Raw genomic sequence first — 20000 nt, 5'->3', positions numbered from 1 at the left:
AATCTCAGTCCATAACCTGACCCTTCGGGTTGCCCTCGGTGAGGCCTTGGTGAGGGTGTTTCAGCCGGTCAGGCCATGGCGAACGGCCCACAGCGCGGCCTGGGTGCGGTCGGCGAGGTCGAGCTTCATCAGGATGTTGGAGACATGCGTCTTGACGGTCTTCTCGGACAGCACGAGGGCGCGGGCGATCTCGCGGTTGGAACGGCCGTCCGCGATCAGGCCGAGCACCTCGCGCTCCCGGTCGGTGAGGGAACTGCCTCTGCTCTGGGGCGAGTTGGCCTCCTCCTGGGAGAGCAGGGCGCCGGCGACCTCCGGCTGGAGCAGGATGTGCCCGGCGTGCACGGAGCGGATGGCGCCGGCGAGGGCATCGGGGTCCACGTCCTTGTAGACGTAACCGGCGGCGCCCGCGCGCAGGGCCGGTACGACCGTGCGCTGCTCGGTGAAGCTGGTGACGATCAGCACGCGCGCGGGGTTGTCGAGTTCGCGCAGCCGACGCAGGGCGTCGATGCCGTCCATGCCCGGCATCTTGACGTCCATCAGCACGACGTCCGGGCGCAGCTCCTCGGCGCGGGCCACGCCCTCGGCGCCGTCGGCGGCCTCGCCGACGACCTCTATGTCGTCCTGCACTTCCAGGAAGGTGCGCAGGCCCCGGCGGACGACCTGGTGGTCGTCGACGAGCAGCACCCTGATCGCGTCAGCCACCGGGGACCTCCATCTCGATCGTGGTGCCCTTGCCGGGCACCGAGTCCACCGTCAGCGTGCCGCCGACGCCGCTGGCGCGGTCCCGCATCGAGACCAGGCCGAGATGCCGGCCGGCGCGGCGGACCGCCGTGGGGTCGAAGCCACCTCCGTCGTCGGTGACGCGCAGCACGGCTGCGCTGCCGCGCCGGCCCATGCTCACGTCGACGTGTGCGGCGCCGGAGTGGCGCAGTGCGTTGTGCAGGGCCTCCTGGGCGACCCTGAGCAGGGCTTCCTCCTGGGCGGCGGGCAGGGCGCGGAAGCCGTTGCTCGCGAAGGTCACGCGCGCGGTGTGGGCGCGGTCGAGCACCTGGGTCTGGGTGCGCAGGGTGGCGATCAGGCCGTCCTCGTCCAGGGCGGCGGGGCGCAACTCCACGACGGCGGCGCGCAGTTCGTCGGCGGCCTCGGCGGCGAGCGCGGCGACCTGGTGCAGTTCGCCCTTGGCGCGGGCGGGGTCGCGGTCGACGAGGGCCGCCGCGGCCTGAGCGGTCAGGCGCAGTGAGAAGAGCTTCTGACTGACCGCGTCGTGCAGTTCATGGGCGAGGCGGGAGCGCTCCTCGGCGATGGTGAGTTCGCGGCTGCGTTCGTAGAGCCGGGCGTTGGTGAGGGCGATGGCGGCGTGCTGGGCGAGGATGGCGAGCAGTTCCTCGTCCTCGACGGTGAAGCCGCAACGTCCCTCCGGCTTGGGGCATGGGGGGTGTCCCTCCACAGGACGCAGCTTGTTGGCCAGGAACAGGGCGCCGATGACCTCGTCGCCGTCGCGGATCGGCAGGCCGAGGAAGTCGGCCAGGTCCGGGTGCGCGGCCGGCCAGCCTTCGAAGCGGGGGTCCTTGCGCACGTCGGCGAGGCGCTCGGGGCGGGCCTCGTGCAGCATCGCGGCGAGGATGCCGTGCTGCCGGGGCAGCGGGCCGATGGCCTTCCACTGGGCGTCGCTGACTCCGTCGACGACGAACTGGGCGAAGCCGCCGTGGTCGTCGGGGACGCCGAGGGCGGCGTACTGCGCGTCGAGCAGCTCGCGGGCGGAGGCGACGATCGTCTTGAGGACGTCGCGCACCTCGAGATGCCTGCTCATGGCCAGCAGCGCGGCACTGACCGCGGCGAGGCCGGACCGGGGGCCTTGACTCATGACCTCACGGTACCGGCGGGGTCTGACAGCGGGGATCGGACCTGTGGCGGCCGGTCCCGGTCCGCTGGTCCTAGGACCGCCGGGGTAGGTCCCCGGGCCCGCGGCCTGCGGTGTACGCCGAAGGACCCCTCTCTATTGCGGCCCGCGTCCGAGGCGGCCGCGGCGGTGCCGTTCCTACCGTGTGGTCACCGTCCGGCGGTGGACGGTGGGCGACGAGGGGACGGCAGTCATGGCGGTGGCGATCATCACGGGGGCCTCTAAGGGCCTGGGGCAGGCGCTCGCCGAGGCGCTGGCCGCGCGGGGCTGGGATCTGGTGCTGGACGCCCGGGGTGCCGCGGCTCTCAAGGAGGCCGCGGAGAGCGTCGCCGGGCACGGCACGCGCGTGGAGGCACTGGCCGGGGATGTCACGGATGCCGGGCACCGGGCGAAGCTGGTGGCGGCGGCGCGCACGCTCGGCGGGGTGGATCTGGTCGTGAACAACGCGGGGATCCTGGGGGCCGAGCCCCTGGTTCCGCTCGGCGCCCAGCCGTTGGACGGCTTCCGGGCCGCGCTGGAGACCAATGTGGTGGCGCCGCTGGGACTGCTGCACGAGGCGCTGCCGCTGCTGCGCGAGGCCCCGGCGGGTGCGGTGATCAACGTGAGCTCGGACGCGGCGGTGGAGGCCTACCGCACGTGGGGCGCGTACGGGGCGACGAAGGCCGCGGTGGACCAGCTGTCGGCGGTACTGGCGGTGGAGGAGCCGGGGCTGCGGGTGTGGTGGGTCGATCCGGGCGGCATGCGGACGGAGATGCTGGCCGCCGCGGAGCCGGGCGAGGACCTGTCGGGGACGCCGGCGCCGGAGAGGATCGCTCCCGCTTTTGTGCGGCTGCTGGACCGGCGCCCGGCGAGCGGCCGGTACACGGCGGCGGCGCTGCTGGAGGCGCGGTGACCGTCACCGTGCGGGTTCCGCCGGAGCTGTCCGCGCGCGTGCCCGCCGAGCAGCGCGGTCCGGGGCTGGACCGGGACGCCGTACGGCTGCTGGTGTCACGCGGTACGGAGGTGACGCATCACGCGTTCGCCGAGCTGCCGCGGCTGCTGCGGGCCGGGGACCTGCTGGTGGTGAACACCTCGCCCACGCTGGCCGCGGCGGTGGACGGGCGGATCGGGCATGCGCGCGTGGTGGTGCATTTCTCGACGCGCGGGGACGACGGCCGGTGGGCGGTCGAGCTGCGGGAACCGGACGGACGGGGCACCACGCGCCCGCGTGCGGGCACGCGCGCGGGAACAGAGGTGGTGCTGCCGGGGGCCGGGCGGCTGGTACTGGAGGAGCCACTGAGCCCGCGCCGGGAGCGGCTCTGGTGGGCTCGGGCGGCCGGGGACGCCCTTGAGCTGCTGCGCGCGTACGGGCGGGCCATTCGTTACTCCTATACGGAGCGGGATCAGCCGCTGTCGGCGTACCAGACGGTGTTCGCGCTGCCGGCGCCGGACGGGGCGGGCAGTGCGGAGATGCCGAGTGCGGCGCGGCCGTTCACCGCGCGGCTGGTGGCGGAGCTGGTGAGCCGGGGCGTGCAGTTCGCGCCGGTCACGCTGCACACGGGAGTGGCGTCGGCGGAGGCGCACGAGCCGCCGTATCCGGAGCGCTTCGCGGTACCGGCGGCGTCCGCGCGGCTGGTCAACGCCGTCGGGGCGGGCGATGGCAGGGTGATCGCGGTCGGTACGACGGCCGTGCGGGCCGTGGAGTCGGCGGCCGGTCCTGACGGGGTGGTGCGGGCGGCCGCGGGGTGGACGGATCTGGTCGTGACGCCGCGGCGCGGGGTGCGGGTGGTGGACGGGCTGCTGACTGGGCTGCACGAACCGGAGGCCTCGCATCTGCTGATGCTGGAGGCGGTCGCGGGGCGGGCCGGGGTCGACCGCGCGTACGAGGAGGCGCTGCGGGGGCTCTACCTGTGGCACGAGTTCGGCGACGTCCATCTCATCCTCCCGGAGGAGACCCCTCACTCAGAGCGTTGCGACGGCAACTCCTGGTGAAACTGTTACGTCTCCGATGTGAGCCCGCACATAGGGTCCACATCACGTACGAAGGTGCATAGGAGATAAACCGCCCTTTATGAACGGGACAGACGTTCCAGTCTGTCCCGTTTTGCCCTTCCCTGATCCACTACCCGGGATCGTACGTCACACCTTTGCCTGGGCATTTTGCGGCCGCTAAGAATTGCTCCCGTCGCTCAGCGCCGCGGGTCTTCCGGCCCCGGCGTTCGTGCGGGAGGAACCGATTCCCCCGGCGGACGTGCAGAGCGACCTCCGCGCTCACGAGAGGTCCATCAGCCATGCCCAAGAACGTTCTCAACCGAGCCCATAGTCGTGCCCTGACCAAGCAGGGCAAGATCGCCATCGCCGGTGTCGCCGCTCTCGGCGCCGCCGCCGTGGCCCTCTCGGCCGTCCCCGGCAACACGGGCACCGTCATCAACGGCGCCCCGGCCGCCGACGTCAAGGTCGCCTCCGGCACGCAGCTGAAGAACGTCAAGGGCACGGTCACCGACCAGCTCGCCACCCAGTCGGTCAAGCTCGACGCGTTCGCCACGCAGAAGAAGGCCGCCGACGAGGCCGCCGCCGCGAAGAAGGCCGCCGACGCCGCCGACGCGGCCAAGAAGGCCGCGCAGGACCGCGCCGCCCAGCAGCAGACCGCGAGCCGCTCCACCGAGCGTCTCGACATGCAGCCGGTCGCCGCGAAGACGTACGCGAACAACCTCGACGGCTGGATCCGGCAGGCGCTGGACATCATGAGGCAGCACAACATCCCGGGCTCCTACAGCGGCCTGCACCGCAACATCATCCGGGAGTCCTCGGGCAACCCGATGGCCATCAACAACTGGGACATCAACGCCGTCAACGGCATCCCGTCCAAGGGTCTGCTCCAGGTCATCCAGCCGACCTTCAACGCCTACCACGTGTCCGGCACCTCGTGGAACATCTACGACCCGGTCGCCAACATCACCGCCGCCGCCAACTACGCGGCCCACCGGTACGGCTCGATGGACAACGTCAACAGCGCGTACTGAGGTCGGCGCGGACCTCTGACGTACGCGGAAGGGCGGCACCCCGTTGCGGGGTGCCGCCCTTCGGCATTGCGTGACGTGCACGGCGGCACCGTGTGACGTGCGCGGCGGCTACTTGCGCATGACCTCCGGCTCGTGGCGGCGCAGGAAGCGGGCCACGAAGAAGCCGCAGATCACACCGAGCAGGATCAAGATGATCATGTCCATGGTCCAGGCTCCGCCCGTGTGGTTCCACAGCGGGTCGGTGCTGCCCGGGTCGTCGGTGTTCGGGGCGATGTTGTTGAAGTCCAGCGTGGTGCCGGCGGCGGCCACTCCCCAGCGCGACGGCATCAGGTACGAGATCTCGTTCACACCGAGCGTGCCGTGCAGGGTGAAGAGGCAGCCGGTGAAGACGACCTGGATGATCGCGAACATGACCAGCAGCGGCATGGTCTTCTCGGCGGTCTTCACCAGCGAGGAGATCACCAGGCCGACCATCATCGAGGTGAAGCCGAGGGCCATGATCGGCAGGCACAGTTCCAGAAGGGTGGAGCTGCCGAGGATGAGTCCCTGGTCGGGGACGGCACGGCTGGAGAAGCCGATCAGGCCGACCATCAGTCCCTGCAGCAGGGTGACGGCGCCGAGCACGACCACCTTGGACATCAGGTAGGCCGACCGGGACAGACCGGTCGCCCGCTCGCGCTCGTAGATCACCCGTTCCTTGATCAGCTCACGCACGGAGTTCGCGGCGCCCGCGAAGCACGCGCCGACCGCGAGGACCAGCAGTACCACCGTGGCCGTGCTGTTGGGCACGTGCAGGCCGGTCTGCGGGTTGATCGTCGCGTTGACCAGCAGACCCTTGCTGTGCTGGATCGGCAGGCTGACCACGCCGAGGACCGCCGGCAGGACCACCGACAGCAGCAGGAAGCCCCGGTCGGAGGCGATGACCGACACATAGCGCCGGACCAGGGTCAGCAGCTGCGAGCCCCAGGCCTGCGGCTTGGGCGGCCTGATGGCCTGCGGCGGAGGCATGTGGTGGACCGACTGCGGGGCGACGGAGTCAATGTCCGCGGCGTACATCTGGTAGTGCTGCGAGCCCTTCCAGCGGCCCGCCCAGTCGTAGTCGCGGTAGTTCTCGAAGGCCGAGAAGACGTCGGCCCAGGTGTCGTAGCCGAAGAAGTTCAGCGCCTCCTCCGGCGGGCCGAAGTAGGCCACCGCGCCGCCCGGCGCCATCACCAGCAGCTTGTCGCACAGGGCCAGCTCGGCCACCGAGTGGGTGACCACGAGGACCGTACGGCCGTCGTCGGCGAGGCCGCGCAGCAGCTGCATGACATCGCGGTCCATGCCCGGGTCGAGGCCGGACGTCGGCTCGTCCAGGAAGATCAGCGACGGCTTGGTGAGCAGCTCCAGGGCCACCGAGACACGCTTGCGCTGGCCACCGGAGAGGGAGGTGACCTTCTTCTCCTTGTGGATGTCCAGCTTGAGCTCGCGCAGCACCTCGTCGATACGGGCCTCGCGCTCCTGCGCCGTGGTGTCGGCGGGGAAGCGCAGCTTGGCCGCGTACTTCAGGGCCTTCTTGACGGTCAGTTCCTTGTGCAGGATGTCGTCCTGCGGGACCAGCCCGATGCGCTGGCGCAGCTCGGCGAACTGCTTGTACAGGTTGCGGTTGTCGTACAGCACCTCGCCCTGGTTGGCGGGCCGGTAGCCGGTGAGCGCCTTGAGCAGGGTCGACTTGCCGGAGCCGGACGGGCCGATGACCGCGACCAGGGACTTCTCCGGGACGCCGAAGGAGACGTCCTTCAGGATCTGCTTGCCACCGTCGACCGTGACGGTCAGATGGCGCGCGGAGAAGGAGACCTCACCGGTGTCGACGAACTCCTCGAGCCGGTCGCCCACGATCCGGAAGGTGGAGTGGCCGACGCCGACGATGTCGGCCGGGCCCAGCTGCACCGAGCCGCCCTTGGGGATCGGCTGGCCGTTGACATAGGTGCCGTTGTGCGAGCCGAGGTCGCGGATCTCCAGGCGGCCGTCGGGCGTGGCGTGGAACTCGGCGTGGAGCCGGGAGACCTGCAGGTCGGAGACGACCAGCTCGTTCTCCAGGGCACGGCCGATGCGCATCACGCGGCCGACGGCGAACTGGTGGAACGTGGTCGGGCTGCGGTCGCCGTGGACCGGCGGCGCCCCCGCGCCCCCACCGGGTGCCTTCTGCGCGTACTGATCGGCGGGCGCCGCCTGCTGCTGCGGGAACGCGGGCGCCTGCTGCCAGTCCGGCTGCGGGGCCTGCGGCTGCGCGGGCGTCTGCGGCGGCACGGCCTGCTGCGGTACGGGCTGCTGGGGAGCCGGTGCCTGCGGCTGGGCCGCGGCGGCCTGCTGGGCCCAGCCCGGCGCACCGGCGCCCTGTGCGGCGTACGGCGCCGGCTCCTGCCGGCCCACCGCGGCTCCGGACAGGTTCAGCCGCGGTCCGTCGGTCGCGTTGCCGAGATGCAGCGACGCACCCGGCCCGATCTCCACCTGCTGGATCCGCCGCCCCTGCACGAACGTGCCGTTGGTGCTGCCGTGGTCCTCGATGACCCAACTACGGCCGTTGAAGCTGACCGTGGCGTGCCGCCAGGACACCCTGGCGTCGTCGAAGACGATGTCACCCTGCGGATCGCGGCCGAGGGTGTAGGGCCTGGACGGGTCGAGCGTCCAGGTCCGTCCGTTTGTTTCCAGTACGAGTTCAGGCACTCCATGCCCCACTGAGTTGTCCCCCGAGTTACCCCCATCGCAGGGAGTCTAGGGATGTCGAACATCGTGGGGAACTATTCCAGGCTCCGCCCCCTGACCGAAACCCGGGCCTTGTCATGAGCGCCCTCACGCGCTCCAACTCGCCCCGACGACGGGGGTTGAACCGGGCCGGAGCGTGGTAATCCCGGCGAGGGGGACAGACCCGGCCCCGGTGTCGCGCTGCGGATCGGGGGTCTGCGACAACGGCGGATCGCGGGGCCTGCCGTGAAATCAGGGGGGTCTGCCGTGAAAATCGAGGTGCTGTGATGGAGGCTGCCGCGAGTGGCGTGAGCGCGCGGCGCGCTACGGCGGTGCCCCGGAAGGACGTCGCGTTGTCGGCAATAGCCGCGGTGAGCTGGGCGTTGACCGGGATGGCAGGCACGGCCGCGCTCGGCCTGCGGCTCCCGAGTGCCACAACGGCCGGCGATGTGTCCGCCTTCAGCCTGAAAGGCGCCGACCTTCACACCACCGTCGAAATCACGCCACTCGGGGGGAGCCTGGTGAGTGCCCTGCTGTTCTCGTGGTTCTTCCTACGCTCCCTGCGCACGGCCGGAGTTGTCGTCGCCCCCGCCGAACTCCTCACCCACGCGGGCACGGTGGTTGTGCTTCTCGCACCTTTGCCGGCCGGACGGGCGGGGAGTGGCAAGGGAGGTGGTGCAGCGGGCGTCCGCGGTCTCGATGGCACGGGCGGACCGCTGCCGGAACGGATCGGGCCCCTCGTCCACGCCAAGATCTCGGTCGGCTTCACCGTGGACACGGTGGCCGCATCCCTCGACGGTGCGGGCCGGCGTGCCTGCGGCCTACTGATCACCCTGCCCGCCGCGCTCCCCTTCCGCCCGGTTGGTCCGCCGTGCACCGGGTGGTACGGCCGGCGGTCTCGACCCTCGTCACCGTGCTGCTGGTGACCGTGGCGGCGCGGCTCGCGGCAGCGGCGTACGCGGCGATCGGCGCCGACCATCCGGGCCGGTTCGCCGCACGGCGCCGCTCGGCACACGGAACGGCGCCTGACTCGGCCTCCCACTCCGCCCGTTCGTCCCATGGACCGGCCACGCCACCGGCACCTCCTCCCCCACCCGCTGGACCAGTTCCTCGGCCCCCGCTCCGACCGACCTCCCGTGACACTGAGCCGACTGGCCGAGCCGGACGGCCGAGCTGGACGGCCGGGTGTGGTTACGGGCCGTGGCGGCGGCGCCGGCAATGCTGCTGGCCAGGGTCCTGACGGCCACGCGCACGCCGGTGATACGACCGCCCTGCCGAGTCCTCGGATCACGACCGTCCGCCCACGTCCTCGCGCTACGACCGCCGGGCCGGAGCGTCCGGGCTCCGGCCGTTCGACCATGCCTTCGGGCTTCGGCCACCAGAGAACGTCCTCGGACCTCAGCCGTCCGACCGTGGCCTCGGACTGCGGCCGCCGGACAACACTCTCGGACACGGGCCCTCCGACCGTACCCTCGAGCTTCGGCCGCCGGACAACGCCCCGGACTAGGCTCGCCGCCCACCTGACGAACGTGGCGGTGAGCGCCTCCTTGTCCATGCTGGGCCTCGATGCCTTGGGCTCGGACCTCCAACTGCACGGCCACCTCGGCACGGCCCTCCTGCTCAGCGCGGTGCGGGGCGCGGGCCTGGGGCGTACGGTGCATCGGCGGCGAGGGCCAGCGGGGCGGCGGGTGCGCGGACGGCGTCGGCGGGGACGGCTTGGGCAGGTCGCGGGGTGCAGGGGCGAGAGGGACCGGGCGGAGCCGGGGCGAGGAAGAGCGGTGGCAGGGAGGAGGTACTCGGACATCGTGGGGGCGCTGTACGGGTGGGGCCGGAGGCCCGGAGTACGGAGGTACGGCAGAACCCTCCCCGTTCGGCGGCCCGGGTACCGGGAATGGCGGGCGCCCTGGACACAGCGCCGATGCCGGGCCGTACGCGCCGAGTACGCCGTACCGGCCGCCCGACCCGGACACGAATCCCCATCTCCAGTTTCCCGGAGGACCTCCAGGTGCCGGAAGATCTGCGCGAGGAACCGCCGGACGCCGGACCGACCACCGCCGGAGACGAGATGTTCGGCGGCGCGGGCGGCACCGAGCCGTTCGACGCCGCTCCCCCACCGCCCCGGAGCCGACGGCGTCGGCCACGTCAGCGAGTACTGTGCGGCCCCGGCGGAGCCATCCGGGGTGCTTCGGCTTCTCGGGTGATGCGAGCCTCCGGCCCCGCCCCTGGGATTCCCGCTCCCCCGCCGACCGGGCAAGAAACAACACCGCCGGCGTCCCGCCCCCCTGACCCCCTGACCGCCCCGCCGCCCCCGGCCAAGTGCCCGACCGGCGTCATCCCGCCTCTGCTCCTATCCCTGCTCGCATCCTTGCCCCTGTCCCTGCGCCTGCCCGTCAGGGCTTCTCGTGGCACAGTCGAGGTGGAGCCGGGGCCGCTGTGTGTCGTGTGCAGGGTGTCTCCCGGTAGCAAGATCCCTGACACCGGCGCGACACCCATTGTTCCGTGTCCGTCAGGCGGACCTCGGCGGCGGACGGCACTGGGTGCCGGATACGGTGGTGACACCATGAGCGCTTCGCAGACCTCTGCTTCACAGACCCCCGAGGTCCCCACTCTCCTCGTCAAGATCTTCGGCAAGGACCGGCCGGGCATCACGGCGGGCCTCTTCGACACCCTCGCCGCGTACCTCGTCGACGTGGTCGACATCGAACAGGTCGTCACCCGAGGCCGTCTGGTGTTGTGCGCGCTGGTGACCCAGCCGCCGGCCGGCCTGGAGGGCGATCTGCGGGCCACCGTGCACAGCTGGGCCGAGTCGATGAAGATGCAGGCGGAGATCATCTCGGGGCACGGCGACAACCGGCCGCGCGGTCTCGGGCGTTCGCTGGTGACCGTCCTCGGCCATCCGCTGACCGCCGAGTCGACGGCTGCCATCGCCGCCCGGATCGCCAAGACCGGCGGCAACATCGACCGTATCTTCCGGCTCGCCAAGTACCCGGTGACGGCGGTGGAGTTCGCCGTCTCCGGGGTGGAGACCGAGCCGCTGCGCACCGCGCTCGCCTCCGACGCGGCGGCACTGGGTGTCGACGTGGCCGTGGTGTCGGCGGGGCTGCACCGACGCGCCCAGCGGCTCGTGGTGATGGACGTGGACTCGACCCTGATCCAGGACGAGGTCATCGAGCTGTTCGCGGCGCACGCCGGCTGTGAGGACCAGGTCGCCGAGGTGACTGCGGCGGCGATGCGCGGGGAGCTGGACTTCGAGCAGTCGCTGCACGCGCGCGTGGCGCTGCTGAAGGGGCTGGACGCCGCGGTGGTGGAGAAGGTGCGCAACGAGGTCCGGCTGACGCCGGGTGCCCGCACCCTGATCCGCACGCTGAAGCGGCTCGGCTACCAGGTCGGAGTCGTCTCGGGTGGCTTCACCCAGGTCACGGACGATCTGAAGGAACGGTTGGGCTTGGACTTCGCGCAGGCCAACACGCTGGAGATCGTCGACGGCAAGCTCACCGGGCGGGTCACCGGCGAGATCGTGGACCGCGCGGGCAAGGCGCGGCTGCTGCGCCGGTTCGCCGCGGAGGCCGGGGTGCCGCTGTCACAGACGGTGGCGATCGGCGACGGCGCCAACGACCTGGACATGCTGAACGCGGCCGGTCTGGGCGTCGCCTTCAACGCCAAGCCGGTGGTCCGCGAGGCGGCGCACACGGCGGTGAACTTCCCCTTCCTCGACACGGTGCTGTACCTGCTCGGCGTCACCCGCGAAGAGGTCGAGGCGGCCGACACGCACGACGAGGGCTGAGCCGGTCCGGTCACCCGGACACTGCAGGCCCGGTACCGCCCCGCGTGGTGCCGGGCCCCTTGTCCGTCAGCTGTGCGGAGCCCAGAAGTCGACCAGCTTGGCCACGCCGTGCTCCACGGACTTCCAGGAGCCCTCGAAGGTGAGCATCGCGAAGGCGGAGGTCGGGAAGCCGGTGCGGTTCATCCGCGCGAGCACCTCACCCTCGGCTTCTCCCGCGAGTGCGTCGGCGAGAGCGTGGACGCCCGGGTTGTGACCGATCAGGACGAGGTTGCGCACGTCGTCCGGCGTCTCGTTGAGCAGGGCGATCAGCTCGCCCAGGGACGCCTCGTAGACCCGCTCCTCGTAGACGGTCCTCGGCCGCTGGGGAAGCTCGTGGACGGCGAGCTTCCAGGTCTCCCTGGTGCGGACCGCGGTGGAGCACAGGGCCAGGTCGAAGGTGATCCCGGTGTCCGCCAGCTTGCGGCCGGCGACGGGGGCGTCCTGGCGGCCGCGCTCGGCGAGGGGCCGTTCGTGGTCGGACTCCTGGCCCCAGTCGGCCTTCGCGTGTCGGAGGAGGACGATCGTGCGAGGTGCTTCAACGCTCATGGCGCCCAGCTTCGCATGAAACGGGCCACCCGGTGCAGGGAGTTGACATGCGGCTTCACCGCGCACGGGGGCTCCGGGTCAGCGCGCGACGAGCTGCTGGGCGCGCTCGAAGAGGTGCGTGATCGCCGGGTCGCCGCTCGCCGCATGGGCGTCCGACGGGTTCAGTATCAGCACGAGCAGTGCGATGAAGGCGAGCGCGGGCAGGGCGAGCGCCCACCAGGGCAGCCGGATGTCGACGCCGCCCGTCGTCGCCGGGTGGGGCCGGGAGTGGGTGCGGGCCGACATGCTTGCCTCCGTGGGTCTTCGAGCTGGTCCGTGACCTTCGCGCGGTCACATCTCGAAGCTACGGAATCCGGGGCCGCGAACCCATCCGGAATTCCACCCAGTTGACCCTGACCCTGACCCCCTAGGGGATGGTGGGGCTAGCCCCACCATCCGCCGCAAGACGCGGTCGGGACGCCGCCGTCACGGGGAGGCGAGGGTCGCGATGATGGCGATGATCACGAAGATGGCGAAGAACGAGCCGAAGACGATCAGCATCTTCTTCTGACCGTTCTGCGGGTTCGGGTCGAGCACAGGCTGCATGGGCCCAGTCTCGCACCCTCCTTCCGGGCCCCGCCGGGAGGGGTCGGCGCGTCGCCCCCTCCGAGCCCCGTCCGCGGCGTTCGGCGCGCCGCCGCGTCCAGGGCCCGTCGCAGGGTCAGCGCGCGGCTGCCTCTTCCTCCACCGTGCGGTCGCGGCCCGCCAGGAAACCGACCACGATCTGCGGCACCATCAGCGCCGCCATGAGGGCGATCGGCAGTCCCCAGCCGCCGCTCTGCTGGTAGAGCACGCCGACCAGCAGCGGGCCGGGGATGGAGATCAGATAGCCGGTGCTCTGCGCGAACGCGGACAGCTGGGCCACGCCCGGCCCGCTGCGGGCCCGCATCCCGACCATCGTCAGGGCCAGCGGGAAGGCACAGTTGGAGACGCCGAGCAGCACGGCCCAGGCCCAGGCGCCGGCGGCGGGCGCGAAGTACAGGCCGGCGTATCCGGCGAGACCGCACACGCCCAGGACCAGCACGATGGGCCCCTGCTGAGGCAGCCGGGTGGCGACCCGCGGGATGACGAAGGCCAGCGGCACGCCCATCACCATGGTGACCGCGAGCAGCACGCCCGCCGTGCCGGCCGGGACGCCGGCGTCCCGGAAGATCTGCGGCATCCAGCCCATGGTGATGTAGGCGGCGGTGGCCTGGAGACCGAAGAAGACGGCGAGCGCCCAGGCGGTGCGGCTGCGGGTGATCCGCACGGGCGCGTGCTGCGCCACAGGCTTGTGCTGCGCCACGGGCGCGTGCTGTGCTTTCGCCCGGCGGTCCTGCGCCTGCTCGGGCGCGCTGCCGCGGTCCCGTACGAGCGGCAGCCAGGGCAGCACGGCGGCGCCCGCGATGACGGCCCAGACGGCGAGGCCAGACCGCCAGCTGCCGCCCATGGCGTCGGTCAGGGGCACCGTCACCGCGGCGGCGAGGGACGTGCCGAGGGCGAGCGCCATCGAGTACAGGCCCGTCATGGAGCCGACCCGGTCGGGGAACCAGCGCTTGACGATGACCGGCATGAGCACGTTGCTGACGGCTATGCCCATCAGGGCGAGCGCGCTGGCGCCCAGGAACCCGGCCGTGCCGCCGACGAAGGGGCGTATGAGCAGGCCCGCGGTGATGGCGGCCATGCCCGCGCACACCACGGCGGCCGGCCCGAAGCGGCGGGCCAGCCGGGGAGCGGTGACGCCGAAGACCGCGAAGCAGAGCGGGGGCACGGAGGTGAGCAGGCCCGCCACGCCGCCGCTCATGCCGAGCCCGTCGCGGACCTCTTCCAGGAGCGCGCCGAGGCTCGTGATGGCCGGGCGGAGGTTCAGCGCGGACAGCACGATGCCCAGGACGACCAGGCGGGTCGCCCACGCGCGCGTGCGGCCCGCGCCGGGCTCTGTCTCGGGGGTGTGTGTCGCGGGGGCCGTACCGCGCTCGGTCGATGACATCGCCGTACGGGGCTCCACTGTCCGGGTTTCCTCTCGTGCCATGAGACCTATCATAGAATCATAGGATGATTGGTTGTCCATTCCCGGCGTCTCCAGGCCCGGTCCTGTCGTGCGAAGGTGTGCCATGCCCCTGAGCCACCCGCGCCGTTCGGCGCTGTCCGAGCAGGTCATCGCCGCGCTGCGAGGCCAGATCGCCTCCGGCGAGTGGCCCGTCGGCTCGCGCATTCCGACGGAGCCGGAGCTGGTAGAGCAGCTCGGCGTCGCCCGCAACACCGTCCGCGAGGCCGTCCGCGCGCTCGCGCACAACGGCCTGCTGGACATCCGGCAGGGCTCCGGCACCTATGTGGTGGCGACGAGCGAGCTGGCCGGTGTGATGCACCGCCGGTTCGCCGACGCCGACCCCCGGCACATCGCGGAGCTGCGCGCGGCTCTGGAGTCGGCCGCGGCGAAGCTGGCCGCCGAGCGACGCACCGAGAAGGACCTCAAGCAGTTGGACGCGCTCATGGAGCGGCGCGAGCAGGCCTGGGAGACGGGCGACGCGGAGGCCTTCGTGACGGCCGACGCCACCTTCCACATGGCCGTCGTGGCCGCCTCCCACAACGACGCGATGACGGCGGTGTACGCCGATCTGGGCGAGGTGCTGCGGGACTGGCTGCGCGCGGACGTGGGTGCGGAGCTGACCCCGGAGACGCACATGGACCACGCGCGGCTGGTGGAGGCGATCCGCACCGGGGACGCGGAGGGAGCGGCGGCCGAGGCCGCCAGCTATCCGTTCCTGTGCCGGCCGGGCCGGTTCAGTGCTCGTTCTGGTGACTGATCCAGACCGAGCGGACTTCCTTCCAGCACCGGCCCTTGAGCCGTACGGTCATCGCGGGCCCGGTGTCGACCGGCGCGCTGTCGGTGTCGATGTCCCACCAGCGGGCGCACTCGATGTGCAGGCGCACGCGATCGGTGTCGACATACGGATTGTGGCAGTAGGCCACCACATGGGAGCCACGGACGGCCGTACGGCAGGCGGCCCCGAAGAGGCTCGGCGCGGCGGGATTTCCGTCGGCCACGCGCGCGTAGGGCACCGCGTCGTACGGCAGGGAGAGCACGAGGGCCGCGGCCAGGGTCACCGGGGCCAGGCTGCGGGACAGGCGCACCAGGGGACCTCCTCGGCCGGGCTGCGAGGGGCGCGTGGGTGAACGCGTCATCCAACGCGAGTCCCAACGCGTAGTCCCCACGCGTAATCCAGGGTGCGCAGTCCGCAGCGGTGGGCGCCCGGCCGGCGGACCGAACGAGTGACGCCCCGGTCCCCGCGTACGAGCGGGTACCGGGGCGTCACCTGTGTACTGCGAAGATCAGGCTCCGATGGCGTGCAGACCGCCGTCGACGTGGATGATCTCGCCGGTGGTCTTCGGGAACCAGTCGCTCAGCAGGGCGACGATGCCGCGGCCGGCCGGCTCCGGGTCCTTCAGGTCCCACTCCAGCGGGGAGCGGGAGTCCCACACGGCGGCCAGGTCGCTGAAGCCCGGGATGGACTTGGCGGCCATGGAGCCGATGGGGCCCGCGGAGATGAGGTTGCAGCGGATGTTCTGCTTGCCCAGGTCGCGCGCCATGTAGCGGCTGGTCGCCTCCAGGGCGGCCTTGGCCGGGCCCATCCAGTCGTACTGCGGCCAGGCGTACTGCGCGTCGAAGGTGAGGCCGACGACCGAGCCGCCGTTCTGCATCAGCGGCAGGCAGGCCATGGTGAGCGACTTCAGGGAGAACGCCGAGACGTGCATGGCCGTGGAGACCGACTCGAACGGCGTGTTGAGGAAGTTGCCGCCGAGCGCGTCCTGCGGCGCGAAGCCGATCGAGTGCACGACGCCGTCGAGGCCGCCCAGCTCCTCGCCGACGATGTCGGCCAGCCGGCCGAGGTGCTCGTCGTTGGTGACGTCCAGCTCGATGACCTTGGTGGGCTTCGGCAGCTTCTTGGCGATGCGCTCGGTCAGCGTGGGCCGCGGGAACGCGGTCAGGATGATCTCCGCGCCCTGCTCCTGCGCCAGCTTGGCCGCGTGGAAGGCGATGGAGGACTCCATCAGCACACCGGTGATCAGGACGCGCTTGCCCTCGAGGATTCCGCTCATGGTGATCAGTGACCCATTCCCAGTCCGCCGTCAACGGGAATGACGGCTCCAGTGATGTACGAGGCGTCGTCCGAGGCGAGGAACCGCACCGTCGCGGCGATCTCCTCCGGCTGCGCGTAACGGCCGAGCGGCACCTGCGACACGATGTTCTGACGCTGCTCGTCGCTGAGCACCTTGGTCATGTCGGTGTCGACGAAACCGGGCGCGACGACGTTGAACGTGATGTTGCGCGAGCCCAGCTCGCGGGCGAGGGAGCGCGCGAAGCCGACCAGCGCGGCCTTGGAGGCGGCGTAGTTCGCCTGGCCCGCGGAGCCGAGCAGGCCCACCACGGACGAGATCAGGATGACGCGGCCCTTCTTGGCGCGCAGCATGGCGCGGTTGGCGCGCTTGACGACCCGGAAGGTGCCGGTGAGGTTGGTGTCGATGACCGAGGTGAAGTCCTCCTCGGTCATGCGCATCAGGAGCTGGTCCTTGGTCACGCCGGCGTTGGCGACGAGAATCTCGACCGGACCGTGCTGGTCCTCGATCTCCTTGTAGGCCTGCTCCACCTGCTCCGGGTCGGTGATGTCGCACTTGACGGCGAGAAAGCCGGCCGGCGGCTCACCCGAGCGGTATGTGATCGCGACCTTGTCGCCGGCGTCGGCGAATGCGCGGGCGATGGCGAGGCCGATGCCCCGGTTGCCTCCGGTGACGAGAACCGAGCGGCTCAACGGATCACCCTTTCGATAGCGGTCTGCAGATGTCCGACAACCCGCCCGAACACCTGGATGACAGGCGGCTTCATCGAAAACCTATCGGTACGGCCGGGTCCGTGGGCAATCGGGCACCGACAGTGGCGCGGGGGTGTCGCTGTCGGATCCCTACAGAAGCGGCCTCGCTCCGGTCGGGAAAGGTGTGGTCCGCCGGACCGCCGCCACGACATGATCGGACCTGACAGGCCACGACAGCAGGGAGACCTCCGTGCCTCATTCCATCGACGAAGCCTTCACGGCGCTTCCCCTACGGGCCCTCGCCGACGCCGCGCTGGCACGCGCGCGTGCGCTCGGGGCCGAGCACGCGGACTTCCGGTTCGAGCGGGTGCGCAGCGCGTCCTGGCGGCTGCGGGACGCCAAGCCCGCCGGATCGTCGGACACCACCGAGCTCGGGTACGCGGTCCGGGTCGTGCACGGCGGTACGTGGGGCTTCGCCTCCGGTGTGGACCTGACCATGGACGCGGCCGCCCGGGTGGCCTCCCAGGCGGTGGCCATGGCCAAGCTGTCCGCGCAGGTCATCAAGGCGGCCGGGTCCGAGGAGCGCGTCGAGCTGGCCGACGAGCCGGTGCACTCGGACCGCACATGGGTGTCGTCGTACGAGATCGACCCGTTCTCGGTGCCCGACGAGGAGAAGGCCGCGCTGCTGGCGGAGTGGAGCACGCGGTTGCTGGCCGCGAACGGCGTCAGCCATGTGGACGCCTCGCTGCTCACCGTGCACGAGAACAAGTTCTACGCCGACACCGCCGGGACCGTGACGACCCAGCAACGGGTCCGGCTGCACCCGGAGTTGACCGCGGTGTCGGTGGACGAGTCGAGCGGTGAGTTCGACTCGATGCGGACCCTCGCGCCGCCGGCCGGGCGGGGCTGGGAGTATCTGACCGGCACCGGCTGGGACTGGGACGCGGAGCTGGAGCGGATCCCCGAGCTGCTCGCCGAGAAGATGCGGGCACCGAGCGTGGAGCCGGGCCTGTACGACCTGGTGGTCGACCCGTCCAACCTGTGGCTGACCATCCACGAGTCCATCGGCCACGCCACCGAGCTGGACCGCGCGCTCGGCTACGAGGCCGCCTACGCCGGCACCTCCTTCGCCACCTTCGACCAGCTGGGCAAGTTGAAGTACGGCTCCGAGCTGATGAACGTCACCGGCGACCGCACCGCCGAGCACGGCCTCGCGACCATCGGGTACGACGACGAGGGCGTCGAGGCGCAGTCGTGGAACCTGGTGAAGGACGGCACGCTGGTCGGCTACCAGCTGGACCGGCGGATCGCGCGTCTCACCGGGTTCGACCGCTCCAACGGCTGCGCGTACGCCGACTCCCCCGCGCATGTGCCGGTGCAGCGCATGGCCAACGTGTCCCTGCAGCCGGATCCCGCCGGGCTGTCCACGGAGGACCTGATCGGCGGCGTGGACCGGGGCATCTACGTGGTCGGCGACCGGTCCTGGTCGATCGACATGCAACGGTACAACTTCCAATTCACCGGGCAGCGCTTCTTCAGGATCGAGAACGGGCGGATCACCGGGCAGCTGAAGGACGTCGCCTACCAGGCGACCACGACCGACTTCTGGGGCTCCATGGCGGCTGTCGGCGGTCCGCAGACGTACGTCCTCGGCGGCGCCTTCAACTGCGGCAAGGCCCAGCCCGGCCAGGTGGCCTCGGTGTCGCACGGGTGCCCGTCCGCCCTCTTCAAGGGCGTCAACATTCTCAACACCACGCAGGAGGCCGGTCGATGAGCGCCCCTACCCACAAGCCGCACGAGATCGTCGAGCAGGCGCTGGCGCTGTCCCGGGCCGACGGCTGTGTCGTCATCGCCGACGAGCACTCCACCGCCAACCTGCGCTGGGCGGGCAACGCGCTCACCACGAACGGTGTGACGCGCGGTCGTACGCTCACCGTGATCGCGACCGTGGACGGCAAGGAGGGCACCGCCTCCGGTGTCGTGTCGCGTTCGGCGGTCACCACGGCGGAGCTGGAGCCGCTGGTGCGGGCCGCCGAGACCGCCGCGCGCGGGGCCGGGCCCGCCGAGGACGCGCAGCCGCTGGTCGGCGATGTGCCGCCGGCACCGGACTTCACGGACGCGCCGGCCGAGACCTCCTCCGCCGTGTTCGCCGACTTCGCGCCGGCGCTCGGCGAGGCGTTCGCACGCGCGCGTGCGGGCGGGCGCGAGCTGTACGGCTTTGCCAACCACGAGATGGTGTCGACGTATCTGGGTACGTCCACCGGACTGCGTCTGCGGCACGACCAGCCCACTGGCACGCTGGAGCTGAACGCCAAGTCGCCCGACCGTACGCGCTCGGCGTGGGCCGGCCGCTCCACACGGGACTTCAAGGACATCGACCCGGGCGCGCTCGACGCCGAGCTGGCCGTACGGCTCGGCTGGGCCGAGCGGCGGGTGGAGCTGCCCGCGGGCCGCTACGAGACGCTGCTGCCGCCGACGGCCGTGGCGGATCTGCTGATCTACCAGCTGTGGTCGGCGTCGGGCCGGGACGCGGCCGAGGGCCGGACGGTGTTCTCCAGGCCGGGCGGCGGCACGCGCGTGGGCGAGCAGCTCGCCGAGCTGCCGCTGACCCTGCGCAGCGACCCGCACGAGCCGGGCCTGGAGTGCGCGCCCTTCGTGGTCGCCCACTCCTCCGGTGGCGACCAGTCCGTGTTCGACAACGGTCTGCCGGCCCACGCCACCGAGTGGATCGGCGGGGGCGCGCTCAAGCACCTGACCACCACCCGGCACAGCGCGGCCCTGACCGGGCTGCCCGTGGCCCCGGCGCTCGGGAACCTGATCCTGGACGGCGGAAACGACCGCTCTACGGCGGACATGGTCGCGGGCACCGAGCGCGGGCTGCTGCTGACCTGTCTGTGGTACATCCGCGAGGTCGACCCGGCGACGCTGCTGCTCACGGGCCTGACCCGGGACGGCGTCTACCTCGTGGAGAACGGCGAGGTGACCGGGCAGGTGAACAACTTCCGGTTCAACGAGTCGCCGGTGGACCTGCTGCGGCGGGCCACGGAGGCGGGGCGCACGGAGAAGACGCTGCCGCGGGAGTGGAGCGACTGGTTCACCCGGGCCGCGATGCCCGCGCTGCGGATCCCGGATTTCAACATGAGCTCTGTCAGTCAGGGCGTATAACCTCGTAGGCGTTC

The 20000-nt window shown here is 71.4% G+C and carries 18 protein-coding genes; 8 read left to right on the top strand and 10 right to left on the bottom strand.

Annotated elements, in window-relative coordinates:
• Positions 1 to 60: 60 nt before the first annotated feature.
• Together AB5L52_RS33645 and AB5L52_RS33640 are read right to left on the bottom strand one after the other, a co-directional pair.
• Positions 61 to 702 (bottom strand): response regulator transcription factor, encoded by a 642-nt coding sequence (locus AB5L52_RS33645; protein WP_351031291.1) that lies wholly within the window; start codon positions 700 to 702, stop codon positions 61 to 63.
• The gene (locus AB5L52_RS33640; RefSeq protein ID WP_369367500.1) at positions 695 to 1864 is read right to left on the bottom strand and encodes a GAF domain-containing sensor histidine kinase; all 1170 of its coding nucleotides are present in this window, start codon (positions 1862 to 1864) and stop codon (positions 695 to 697) included. The genes AB5L52_RS33645 and AB5L52_RS33640 overlap by 8 nt, the downstream gene beginning before the upstream one ends.
• 229 nt (positions 1865 to 2093) lie before the next feature.
• Here AB5L52_RS33640 and AB5L52_RS33635 point away from each other — a divergent pair, with 229 nt between their 5' ends.
• The 3 genes from AB5L52_RS33635 (at position 2094) to AB5L52_RS33625 (ending at position 4902) form a co-directional block, all read left to right on the top strand.
• Positions 2094 to 2792, top strand: coding sequence for an SDR family NAD(P)-dependent oxidoreductase (locus tag AB5L52_RS33635; RefSeq protein WP_369367499.1), 699 nt, complete (start codon positions 2094 to 2096; stop codon positions 2790 to 2792).
• Entirely contained in the window at positions 2789 to 3871 is a 1083-nt protein-coding gene (locus tag AB5L52_RS33630; protein WP_369367498.1) for an S-adenosylmethionine:tRNA ribosyltransferase-isomerase, read from the top strand. Before AB5L52_RS33635 ends, AB5L52_RS33630 begins: the two co-directional genes overlap by 4 nt.
• A gap of 299 nt (positions 3872 to 4170) precedes the next feature.
• Positions 4171 to 4902 (top strand): transglycosylase SLT domain-containing protein, encoded by a 732-nt coding sequence (locus AB5L52_RS33625; protein WP_351031300.1) that lies wholly within the window; start codon positions 4171 to 4173, stop codon positions 4900 to 4902.
• A 108-nt stretch (positions 4903 to 5010) separates the two neighbouring features.
• Here AB5L52_RS33625 and AB5L52_RS33620 read toward each other — a convergent pair whose 3' ends face one another.
• Positions 5011 to 7605 (bottom strand): FHA domain-containing protein, encoded by a 2595-nt coding sequence (locus AB5L52_RS33620; RefSeq protein WP_369367497.1) that lies wholly within the window; start codon positions 7603 to 7605, stop codon positions 5011 to 5013.
• Between the two features lie 305 nt (positions 7606 to 7910).
• Here AB5L52_RS33620 and AB5L52_RS33615 point away from each other — a divergent pair, with 305 nt between their 5' ends.
• On the top strand, positions 7911 to 8549 hold the full coding sequence (locus AB5L52_RS33615; protein ID WP_369367496.1) for a streptophobe family protein: 639 nt from the start codon (positions 7911 to 7913) through the stop codon (positions 8547 to 8549).
• A gap of 1634 nt (positions 8550 to 10183) precedes the next feature.
• Positions 10184 to 11407, top strand: a complete 1224-nt coding sequence (gene serB, locus AB5L52_RS33610; protein WP_351031306.1) for a phosphoserine phosphatase SerB — start codon at positions 10184 to 10186, stop codon at positions 11405 to 11407.
• A 66-nt stretch (positions 11408 to 11473) separates the two neighbouring features.
• On the opposite strand, the gene AB5L52_RS33605 is transcribed toward serB, so the two are convergent.
• The 4 genes from AB5L52_RS33605 to AB5L52_RS33590 form a co-directional block, all read right to left on the bottom strand.
• Positions 11474 to 11992, bottom strand: a complete 519-nt coding sequence (locus AB5L52_RS33605) for a histidine phosphatase family protein (RefSeq protein ID WP_369367495.1) — start codon at positions 11990 to 11992, stop codon at positions 11474 to 11476.
• Positions 11993 to 12070: 78 nt separating this feature from the next.
• Positions 12071 to 12277, bottom strand: a complete 207-nt coding sequence (locus AB5L52_RS33600) for a hypothetical protein (RefSeq protein ID WP_351031311.1) — start codon at positions 12275 to 12277, stop codon at positions 12071 to 12073.
• Between the two features lie 180 nt (positions 12278 to 12457).
• The gene (locus AB5L52_RS33595) at positions 12458 to 12577 is read right to left on the bottom strand and encodes an SGM_5486 family transporter-associated protein (protein ID WP_267133403.1); all 120 of its coding nucleotides are present in this window, start codon (positions 12575 to 12577) and stop codon (positions 12458 to 12460) included.
• Positions 12578 to 12692: 115 nt separating this feature from the next.
• On the bottom strand, positions 12693 to 14054 hold the full coding sequence (locus AB5L52_RS33590) for a CynX/NimT family MFS transporter (RefSeq protein ID WP_369367494.1): 1362 nt from the start codon (positions 14052 to 14054) through the stop codon (positions 12693 to 12695).
• A 70-nt stretch (positions 14055 to 14124) separates the two neighbouring features.
• Here AB5L52_RS33590 and AB5L52_RS33585 point away from each other — a divergent pair, with 70 nt between their 5' ends.
• A complete protein-coding gene (locus AB5L52_RS33585) occupies positions 14125 to 14817 on the top strand; it encodes a FadR/GntR family transcriptional regulator (RefSeq protein ID WP_351031316.1) in 693 nt (230 codons plus the stop codon).
• Here AB5L52_RS33585 and AB5L52_RS33580 read toward each other — a convergent pair.
• From AB5L52_RS33580 to fabG, 3 genes are all read right to left on the bottom strand, one after another.
• A complete protein-coding gene (locus AB5L52_RS33580; protein ID WP_369367493.1) occupies positions 14795 to 15145 on the bottom strand; it encodes a hypothetical protein in 351 nt (116 codons plus the stop codon). The two genes, AB5L52_RS33585 and AB5L52_RS33580, sit on opposite strands and share 23 nt — an antisense overlap.
• 198 nt (positions 15146 to 15343) lie before the next feature.
• Positions 15344 to 16111, bottom strand: a complete 768-nt coding sequence (gene fabI, locus AB5L52_RS33575; RefSeq protein WP_351031322.1) for an enoyl-ACP reductase FabI — start codon at positions 16109 to 16111, stop codon at positions 15344 to 15346.
• Between the two features lie 5 nt (positions 16112 to 16116).
• Positions 16117 to 16821 carry a 3-oxoacyl-[acyl-carrier-protein] reductase gene (fabG, locus tag AB5L52_RS33570; protein WP_351031325.1) on the bottom strand — a complete coding sequence of 235 codons (705 nt, stop codon included), beginning with the start codon at positions 16819 to 16821 and terminating at the stop codon, positions 16117 to 16119.
• 250 nt (positions 16822 to 17071) lie between these two features.
• Between fabG and AB5L52_RS33565 the strand changes: the two genes are divergently transcribed.
• Positions 17072 to 18595: a TldD/PmbA family protein gene (locus AB5L52_RS33565; protein ID WP_351570243.1), complete on the top strand. Its 1524-nt coding sequence runs from the start codon at positions 17072 to 17074 to the stop codon at positions 18593 to 18595.
• Positions 18592 to 19986, top strand: coding sequence for a metallopeptidase TldD-related protein (locus tag AB5L52_RS33560; protein WP_369367492.1), 1395 nt, complete (start codon positions 18592 to 18594; stop codon positions 19984 to 19986). The genes AB5L52_RS33565 and AB5L52_RS33560 overlap by 4 nt, the downstream gene beginning before the upstream one ends.
• Positions 19987 to 20000 lie beyond the last annotated feature (14 nt).

The sequence above is a fragment of the Streptomyces sp. CG4 genome, assembly GCF_041080655.1.
In the GTDB taxonomy this organism is placed as follows: Bacteria; Actinomycetota; Actinomycetes; order Streptomycetales; family Streptomycetaceae; genus Streptomyces.
The sequence above is the reverse complement of the archived record's forward strand: the minus strand, read 5'-3'. Positions and strand labels throughout refer to the sequence as shown.

Bases quoted from the DNA above. Each gene is read 5' to 3' on its own strand.
- serB (WP_351031306.1), top strand. From the start codon at position 10,184: ATGAGCGCTTCGCAGACCTCTGCTTCACAGACCCCCGAGGTCCCCACT.
- AB5L52_RS33635 (WP_369367499.1), top strand. From the start codon at position 2,094: ATGGCGGTGGCGATCATCACGGGGGCCTCTAAGGGCCTGGGGCAGGCG.
- AB5L52_RS33625 (WP_351031300.1), top strand. From the start codon at position 4,171: ATGCCCAAGAACGTTCTCAACCGAGCCCATAGTCGTGCCCTGACCAAG.
- AB5L52_RS33640 (WP_369367500.1), bottom strand. From the start codon at position 1,864: ATGAGTCAAGGCCCCCGGTCCGGCCTCGCCGCGGTCAGTGCCGCGCTG.
- AB5L52_RS33560 (WP_369367492.1), top strand. From the start codon at position 18,592: ATGAGCGCCCCTACCCACAAGCCGCACGAGATCGTCGAGCAGGCGCTG.
- AB5L52_RS33585 (WP_351031316.1), top strand. From the start codon at position 14,125: ATGCCCCTGAGCCACCCGCGCCGTTCGGCGCTGTCCGAGCAGGTCATC.
- AB5L52_RS33595 (WP_267133403.1), bottom strand. From the start codon at position 12,577: ATGCAGCCTGTGCTCGACCCGAACCCGCAGAACGGTCAGAAGAAGATG.
- AB5L52_RS33615 (WP_369367496.1), top strand. From the start codon at position 7,911: ATGGAGGCTGCCGCGAGTGGCGTGAGCGCGCGGCGCGCTACGGCGGTG.
- AB5L52_RS33605 (WP_369367495.1), bottom strand. From the start codon at position 11,992: ATGAGCGTTGAAGCACCTCGCACGATCGTCCTCCTCCGACACGCGAAG.
- AB5L52_RS33590 (WP_369367494.1), bottom strand. From the start codon at position 14,054: ATGATAGGTCTCATGGCACGAGAGGAAACCCGGACAGTGGAGCCCCGT.
- AB5L52_RS33600 (WP_351031311.1), bottom strand. From the start codon at position 12,277: ATGTCGGCCCGCACCCACTCCCGGCCCCACCCGGCGACGACGGGCGGC.
- fabI (WP_351031322.1), bottom strand. From the start codon at position 16,111: ATGAGCGGAATCCTCGAGGGCAAGCGCGTCCTGATCACCGGTGTGCTG.